Genomic DNA, 8,198 nt, shown 5'->3' with positions numbered 1-8,198 from the left:
AATCCTCTCCTCGTTCCCTTCTCACTTTTCCCTCATGCCGCAAAAGTCAGCCGCTACTTGTCCTGTTTCTGCTCTAATGCCGCCTTTAACATCTCGCCCAGATTCAATGTCAACCCTTCGTCACTGCTGTATTTCTTAAGCAGCACTTTCTCCTGGCGTTTGTTTACTTTTCCGCCGCCGGACACGTCTTCAAGTTTCTCCACTACATTGCATGGCTTGCATTGAAAGAACTTACCCGCTTTGCCGTTTCGCAACTCCATTCGCTTCTTGCATTGCGGACAACGCCGGTTGGACAACTGTTTCTCGGCAGAACGCTTATAGCCGCACTCCCGGTCCGGGCATACCAGTATCTTGCCGCGCTTCCCTTTAATTTCGCGCAGGTTTTGGCCGCATTCGGGGCACTTGGAACCCGTTACGTTGTGTGGCTTATACTCAACTTCACTTGCGGCGATTTCTTTTACAAGCGCTGCGGCCTGGCGGCGGATGCCGGATAGAAAACGCTTGGCGTCTCCTTTTCCGCGCGCAATATCTTCAAGCTGGCGTTCCCATTTTGCGGTCAATTCCGGCGAACGCAACTCCTCGGCCACCAATTCGATCAGCTGCGTCCCTTTTTTCGTCGGATATAAGCGGTTTCCCTGCCGCTCAATCGTATCCGTATTCAACAGCTTCTCGATAATATCAGCCCGTGTGGCGGGCGTTCCCAGGTTATTTTTTTCCATCCGCGCAAGCAAATCCGATTCCGTAAACCGCAGCGGCGGTTTAGTAAGATGGCTTTGAATGACGCTGTGCTTGACATTCACGCTGTCTCCTTCACGCAACGGCGGCAGCGTCTGATCCGCCGTATCCTCATCGTCGCTCTCCTCGTCGGGTGCAGCAGCATCCGCCCCGTATACTGCTTTCCAGCCCGCATCTTTCATGACTTTTCCCCTGGCGTGAAACGTCTCACCTGCCACATCCACAGTCAGTTGAATCTGCTCATAACGATACGGAGAGTAGAAAAGCGCAATGAAACGCCGCACGATCAAATCGTACAATTTGCGTTCATCGTTCGTTAACTCACCCAAGCGCACCGGCTCTTCCGTCGGGATGATCGCGTGGTGGTCGGTGACTTTACTGTCGTCGACAATGCGTTTGGTGATGGGCAGCGATTTCTGTTTGAGTAGCGGTCGCACTAACTGCGCGTAGGGTCCTACTTCGATGCTGTTGAGACGGCTTCTTAGCGTGTGTACCATATCGCTTGTCAGGTGACGTGAATCCGTGCGCGGATATGTCACCAGCTTATGCTGTTCATATAGCTTCTGTAGCACATTGGATGTGTGCTTGGCCGAAAATCCGTATCGCTTGTTGGCGTCACGCTGCAGCTCAGTCAGATCATAGGCAAGCGGTTGTGGCTCCGTTTTCTCACTCGTTTTCAAACTAATAACCTTCCCTATTCGGCCTTCGATTTTCCGATCAATCTCCTGTGCCGTTTCTTTGTTAAAGATGCGGCCGTCCTGATTTGCTTTGGACCGCCATGTGCCGGTAAATGCGCCGAAGTCGGCGGTCAACGTCCAGTATTCGGTTGGCTTAAACTTCCAGATTTCTTCTTCGCGTCGGATGATCATCGCAAGCGTCGGCGTCTGTACACGGCCTGCGGCCAGTTGGGCATTGTACTTGCTGGTCAGCGCCCGGGTGATGTTCAGCCCGATAAGCCAGTCGGCTTCTGCACGACATACGGCAGACTGATACAGATCATCATATGCCGGTCCCGGTTTGACGCTGGCAAATCCTTCTTTAATCGCTTTATCCGTTTGCGAAGAAATCCACAGCCGCTTGAACGGCTTCCTCCATCTAATCATCTCCATAATCCAGCGGGCGACCAATTCCCCTTCCCGTCCGGCATCCGTTGCGATAATCAAGTCTTTGATGTCGCCTCGCTTCGCCAACTGCGAGATGGCACGGAACTGATGGGACGATTCTTTGATGACTTTCAGCCGCATACGATCGGGTACAATCGGCAGGTCTTCGAGCCTCCACGTCTTGTATTTCGGATCGTAGTCTTCCGGCTCGGCTAATTCGACAAGATGGCCAAGCGCCCAGGTCACAATATATTTCGGTCCTTCGATATAGTTTTTATGTTTTTGAGTGCAGCCGAGTACACGGGCAATCTCTCTGCCTACGCTCGGTTTCTCAGCAAGAACTAATGTCTTCATCTGGCATCTCCTTTATCTCCAATGTATAACGTAAAAAACGGCCAAATAAAAATCTTCTAGCGGCATCACTAGAAGATTGTATCTGCAAGCCTTATGTCGAATGTTTCTCTTTAGTAAAACTATACACCAAAACGAACGGTATCGTCAAAGGCCTCTGTTTCATCGCGTTATTCGCGGGAGGTTTCCCTTATATCGACAATTTTCCAGGGGGATTCTTTCGTCTTTCTCTCGATGTGGAACGTCACTTTTCTTGTTTCCACGCTTTGCCCTGCACGATCTACCCGAATTTCCACGGGAATCTCCAGCATTAGCTTGTCCGTTTCCGCTTCTGCTTGCTGATATTTTGATACCCGGCGAAATGTGTGGACGTCCTGCAATTCTTTTTCGACCTCAGCAAGCCGCGGGTGAGCGGGATTGAAAAAGAAATACGGCAAAACCTGCTTCTCCTTTACATTCACAGCCCCGATAAAGCTATCGATAAATTCATAAGGGGACACGTTTTTAAAATACGCATCCAATTTCCCGGCTGCTTTATGAATCATTAGATGATGTTCCGCATCTTTATTGTTTGAGACGTGCGTGCGGCTATTTAGAAAGTGGATACAAAAATGGCCCGAAAAACCGTTGTTCGGAATCCCGTCTCCGCCATGGGGCATTCCCTGCATGGAGGCCGCGTAGTATCGTCCGTCTTTTTCGACAAGAACGGCTTTTCTTTTCCAGCTCCATTTGCCCTGATAAATTTGTTTCATTACTTTTGTGTCTGCTTTCGTAAGCGGCTGCACGTCCGCATGATGCTTGCCTGCCCTGCGCTGGGCTTTAAACGTTAAGCCTGTCTCCATATCCAAGACCGTAATAACGGATTTATTCGGGATTCGTTCTTTCACTTCATCCCATGACAGCAGCGCTCCGTAATGGGAAGCGGCAACCATATTGCCATAAGATTTCAGCTTCTCGCTCCATTTCCGTGAAATGATCAGCTGCTCACGGGCAGAAGGAGCAAATACATGCCCTGCGTTATCCAGGTAGTACATGTCTTCCTTACCCCTGTACCGCAGTGTAAGGTAGCGATCGGTTGCCGGAAGCTGGTTTACCTGTACTCTTTTAGCTCGATGAATCACCTGCGCGATATCATCCGATATGACTTTAAGGTGGGATTCGTGCTCTGCTGCAAGCGTGCTTTTGACGGTAATCAGGATATAGCTCTCCGCATTGTTTTGTGTCACCCCGGACATTCCCGTACAGAAAACGAACGCTGCCACACATAGCTCAATCCAAAAAAGACGCAGCCTCTTCATACATACCTCCTTGTCCAAACATCTGTGTTTGTTTAATCTATTCCTTAGTCTATTCTCAAAACAAAAAGCGATTCTGTATTCGACAGTATTTCATGGGCATAATAAATTTTATAACTTATTTTTCTAAAGCAACTATGGTAAAATATAATCGAGGTGGTAGTAATGAAACATGATAAGACACTGTGCCCCCGATTTGAGGCCGCATTTGAACTTCTGGGCAAACGGTGGACCGGGCTTATTATTCAATCGCTGCTGGATGGCCCGAAGCGTTTCAGCGAAATAAAGGACATCATTCCAAACATGAGTGACCGTATGCTGGCGGAGCGATTTAAGGAGCTGGAACAGGCCGGTATCGTGAATCGCCACGTCTATCCGGAAACGCCTGTACGCATTGAGTATGAGCTTACGGACAAAGGAAAAGCGCTGCAGCCGGTGATGGAACAGGTGCAGTGCTGGGCAGAGGACTGGATATGAGAAGTTTTAGCATTCACCTTTGTTAATAGGTGGATGTTTTTTGTTTTTTATACGCAGTATTTTAATTCTGTTCCTTAGCTACACAAATATCGCGCTTTTTATTGTTAACATAAATAAAATTATGTTAACAATAATCTGGACCAACTTGTTATTTTACTACTACATACTAATTTCCCCTCCATAAAAAGCTTTATCACTAGCGACCATTCCTTGATTTTGACAAAAAAAAACGCCTGCATGCCACAGGCGTCAATGATATTTCGTAACATTTCGCTTAAAACGCTCTGTTCTCTTTTTTACCGGGTCGGCACACGCGTCTCTGCGGCCAGATTGATTAACCCGTTGCCTTCCGCCTGCGGTCCGTAGCCGAGCGGCACGGTGCGTTTGCACAGCTGGGCATACAGCTCGTCTTCCGTCAACGAGCGTCCGAACTCTCGCTCGCAGCGATTGATGATCAGCGCGAGCGCTCCCGCGACATGCGGGGTGGCCATCGACGTACCTGACAGCACGCCGTATTTGCTTCCCGGATACGTCGACAAAATCCTGACACCCGGCCCTACCACATCCACCTGATTGTTCGTATTCGAGAATTCGGCCAGACGTCCTTGCAAATCGACCGCTCCTACCTGAATGACTTCATTATAAGAACCCGGATAAGAAAGCTCCGGAGTATTCGGATCGTTATCTCCTTCGTTGCCTGCAGCGACGACTACCAGTACTTGACTCCGCACTGCTTTGATAATCACCTCATGCAGCGCCGGCTCATTATCCGGGCCACCCAACGACATTGTAATTACCCGGACGCGCTCCCCATTTGGTCCTCTCCAGGCAAGCGCATACTCGATCGCGTCAATAATCCATTGATAGTCTCCGCTTCCCTCACCCGTTAACACTTTCAAGATCAGCAGGCTTGCCTTCGGCGCCACGCCGGCCACCCCATTGTTATCGTAGACAGCAGCCACAGTGCCGGCCACATGCGTACCGTGATAATGATTATCTTCATACCGTTCCGGGTCTCCGTCATAATCGGTGGTAAAATTCCGGCCCCCGATAATATTCGGTGCCAGGTCGGGGTGATCAAGCTGACAGCCGGTGTCAAGCACCGCGACTACTACGCCTTCTCCATAGTCCGCTGCCTCCCACTCTCCGGGTGCTTGAATCATTTCCACCCCCTGAGGCACTTCGTTCGTCTGCTCCATTACTTCATTAACTGCGGTCGGGAATAAATGCATCTTACTCATCCTATCGTCTCCTCTCAATTTTAACTGCCTCTGCTTACAGAAAAAGATACTTGAGAAGTTTACTTTACGATTTCGAGAAATTCCCAAAAGCCCGGGGTTGTGCTGGTATCAAAACGGCGAATCGCTTTGACAATCTCTTCCTTAATCTCTTGCTCTACATCATCACGGTTGCCATGCGGAATTAATCGGCTTGATTTTTTAATCTTCGGCTCGAACAGATGCAGAATGGCGCGAATTGCTTCCGGGTCGTTATTCCGCGCCTGCCTCGTCAAATCATACAGCGTCTTCACCCGCCTCACCTCTTCCGCATTTCATCCATCATGTCCTGCACTGCTTCGGATAATTGATGGAAACTTTTCTCGAGCCGGAGCAGCAGGTAGAACGTCACTACAATTGGAAAACCGACATTGCGAATCAGATTAATCCATTCGCTCGGGTCCAACGGTCTCACCCTCTCTATAGAATGCGCGCAGGGAAACGAGCGCCCTGCTGTATGATTTGGATACGGATTGCTGGGAGATACCAAGAACTTGTCCGATTTCCTCATGCGTAAGATGGTACAGAAAATACAGTTCAAGAATAGTAAGCTGCCGTTTGGTCAGACGTGTAAGCGCCCTGTATAGAGTCGGGTGGGAGATGTGTTCTGAAAGGCTCTTCGCATTGCGTACGACAATGTCCATCACATCATCTTTTTTATCCGGAAGCTTTTGCTCCCATTCGTGTTTATCAGGTTGCGGTGCTCTTTTTCTGGAAAGCACACAGCGTCCACAAACAGACGATAGTATTCCGGATTGCTTAAAAAGCTTGCAATCACACGATTGGACATCTCCTGTTGATGCTGCTGCAAAAATTCGTGGAATACAGGTTCGAGATGAGGATGCACTTCTTTGTGCACAAACGGATATTTTTCCATATCATCCCTCCTTATATTCTATTAAAGAAGGAAACAACCGGATGTTTAACAACCCCGCTTGCAAGAATCCTTCTAAACGAATAGGCTTGTCCAACGTAGATACGCGTTGCGACCTAGGAGACATATGACAAAATAACCAGAAGAAAAGACAGGAATCAACAGGAGCTCTGCAGCTTCTATGGAGAGAATAAAAGAGGAAAGAAACAAGAATGCTTGTCTTTGTGTTATACGTATTTAGTTTTTGTATCAAACATTCCTGTTCTTTTATTATAGCATGAGTAATAGCAAAAAAGAGGAAAAATATTCTAAATAATCAATAAACCAAATCAACACCGTATATGTATAGAGCATTCAAGCACAGAGTTTGGTGCTGGGCCAACAAATGATTAAGAGATAGCTACTTATTCTTCTTTTTAAGCTGCGTTGCAAGTTCAGCCAACAACTCATTAAAATAGAACGCCGCCTCTTTCATATGAACACCATACCAGGAAAACATTTCTCCATCCACCAGCACCGGCGCGCTGTCAGGAAACATCGCCCGAAACGCTTCCTGATGCGTCTCTTTAAACGGAAACGGCTCGGAAGAAAGAAAAATAAAATCCGGCTTCGCCGCACGCAAATCATCTTCCGTTATTTCCGGATAGCGTCCCGGGGTGTCCTGGAACACATTGACCAGCCCACACTTCTCCAGTAGCGAGTGGATATAGGTACAATTTCCGGCAGCCATATACGGCTTCTGCCAGATAAGGTACGCAACGCGCACACCCTGTACTGGTTTTAAGAAAGAGAAGGCCTCCTCAATCTCATGCGCCATATTCTGTGCAGCCGCTTCGGTCCCGGTAATTTCTCCGAGATCGCGAATCATGCACAGCGCATCTTCGTAATTCTCTACATCGGTTACATAAACGGGATACTTCTCTGCCAAAGCGTCAACCATCTCTTTCGGGTTTTCTTCTTTTTCGGCAATGATAAGTCCGGGATTCAGTTCATCGATGACGTCCGGCTTAATCTGCTTGGTTCCGCCTACACGCCGTACATCCTTAACCTGATTGGCCGGATGAATGCAAAACTGGGTCCGACCCACGATGTCTCCCCCAAGACCGAGTGCAAACAGTGTATCGGTCAATGAAGGGCATAAGGAGATGATACGACGGGGCGGGAATGAAAATGTTACGGTACGGCCGGTGTGATCGGTTACGGTTTTTGTCGACATACTTCCATTACCTCCTTTCATATTTTCATCATAAAAATCGGTTTCACTTACTTGAAAGCAAAAAGATTAATGGGGTCTTCTCTTTGTTTGTACTTCTTCTTTTATTTTTCTAATCTCTTCTACAGATAAGCCAGAAACTTTTGCAATAAGTTGAATATCCGCATTCTTTTCTTCCTCTAGCCATTTCTTTACTAACTCAATTTTTCCTTCTGCTTTTCCCTCCATTTTTCCTTTAGAGTAATACATGTCGGCCAGGTTACTGCGATCCCATGTCAGTCCCATACTTCCACCTTCCTTTCGCACCATTTTATTAAGTTCAACCTCAAAACTTTTTTCTTTTTCTATAGGAAGTTTTAACAAGCCATCGATAAATACAAATAGCTTTTCAATTTTCTCCCGCTGCCACTCTTTTTCTAGCAGCAGGCGAATCAGATTTATTTTAAACTGATAACGTGCATCAATATCTTTTTTGCTTTTCACTACATACAAACCGGCAAGAACAGCCATGCTGAATGGATTTTTCGAGCGAGCTAGTTCCTCTTCATTTTGCTCCACTATCTTGTAAGTTCGGTACGTATAAGTTAATGTCGTATCAAAAAATTCATATTTATACGCAGCCGGTTTATAAGACGGGCTTTCATCCGAAAAAAGCGCCAGGGCAAATATTTTCCTGTCGTATTTATCATACACCCGGTAAAAGTAGCGGAACATCCGCTCAGAAAAATCAAGATCTCGGCTTCCTTGTACTTCAATATGTGTCAATATCCACTTCTCTTCCCCGCTCTTCAAATACAGTTTTGCCAGCTTATCTGTGTACTTCTTTTCTGATTTTGAGTCGGGAAATAGCGTTCGCAGTTCTTGCTCCAGAAA

At 47.3% G+C, this 8,198-nt stretch carries 10 protein-coding genes; 1 reads left to right on the top strand and 9 read right to left on the bottom strand.

The window, feature by feature from the left end; genetic code table 11:
- Positions 1-53 precede the first annotated feature (53 nt).
- A complete protein-coding gene (locus B2899_RS01495; protein WP_286883515.1) occupies positions 54-2,192 on the bottom strand; it encodes a DNA topoisomerase 3 in 2,139 nt (712 codons plus the stop codon).
- 167 nt (positions 2,193-2,359) lie between these two features.
- Entirely contained in the window at positions 2,360-3,487 is a 1,128-nt protein-coding gene (locus tag B2899_RS01490; protein ID WP_146811255.1) for a hypothetical protein, read from the bottom strand.
- A 162-nt stretch (positions 3,488-3,649) separates the two neighbouring features.
- Here B2899_RS01490 and B2899_RS01485 point away from each other — a divergent pair, with 162 nt between their 5' ends.
- Entirely contained in the window at positions 3,650-3,961 is a 312-nt protein-coding gene (locus tag B2899_RS01485; RefSeq protein ID WP_146811254.1) for a winged helix-turn-helix transcriptional regulator, read from the top strand.
- Between the two features lie 296 nt (positions 3,962-4,257).
- On the opposite strand, the gene B2899_RS01480 is transcribed toward B2899_RS01485, so the two are convergent.
- The 7 genes from B2899_RS01480 to B2899_RS01450 form a co-directional block, all read right to left on the bottom strand.
- Entirely contained in the window at positions 4,258-5,202 is a 945-nt protein-coding gene (locus B2899_RS01480) for a S8 family peptidase (protein ID WP_146811253.1), read from the bottom strand.
- A 59-nt stretch (positions 5,203-5,261) separates the two neighbouring features.
- Complete coding sequence (locus B2899_RS01475; RefSeq protein WP_246147374.1) at positions 5,262-5,492, bottom strand: helix-turn-helix domain-containing protein; 231 nt, start codon at positions 5,490-5,492, stop codon at positions 5,262-5,264.
- 5 nt (positions 5,493-5,497) lie between these two features.
- Positions 5,498-5,590 (bottom strand): hypothetical protein, encoded by a 93-nt coding sequence (locus tag B2899_RS18345; protein ID WP_414631737.1) that lies wholly within the window; start codon positions 5,588-5,590, stop codon positions 5,498-5,500.
- A 31-nt stretch (positions 5,591-5,621) separates the two neighbouring features.
- Entirely contained in the window at positions 5,622-5,882 is a 261-nt protein-coding gene (locus B2899_RS01465) for a sigma-70 family RNA polymerase sigma factor (RefSeq protein WP_286883508.1), read from the bottom strand.
- A complete protein-coding gene (locus tag B2899_RS01460; RefSeq protein ID WP_286883506.1) occupies positions 5,882-6,115 on the bottom strand; it encodes a hypothetical protein in 234 nt (77 codons plus the stop codon). Before B2899_RS01460 ends, B2899_RS01465 begins: the two co-directional genes overlap by 1 nt.
- 397 nt (positions 6,116-6,512) lie before the next feature.
- Positions 6,513-7,328 carry a helical backbone metal receptor gene (locus tag B2899_RS01455; protein WP_146809311.1) on the bottom strand — a complete coding sequence of 272 codons (816 nt, stop codon included), beginning with the start codon at positions 7,326-7,328 and terminating at the stop codon, positions 6,513-6,515.
- 66 nt (positions 7,329-7,394) lie between these two features.
- Positions 7,395-8,198: hypothetical protein (locus B2899_RS01450; RefSeq protein WP_286883503.1), on the bottom strand; the 804-nt coding region annotated here is incomplete at its 5' end.

This window comes from Aneurinibacillus sp. UBA3580 (genome assembly GCF_002375825.1).
Lineage (GTDB): Bacteria > Bacillota > Bacilli > Aneurinibacillales > Aneurinibacillaceae > Aneurinibacillus > Aneurinibacillus danicus.
This window is presented reverse-complemented; position numbering and strand designations above follow the sequence as displayed.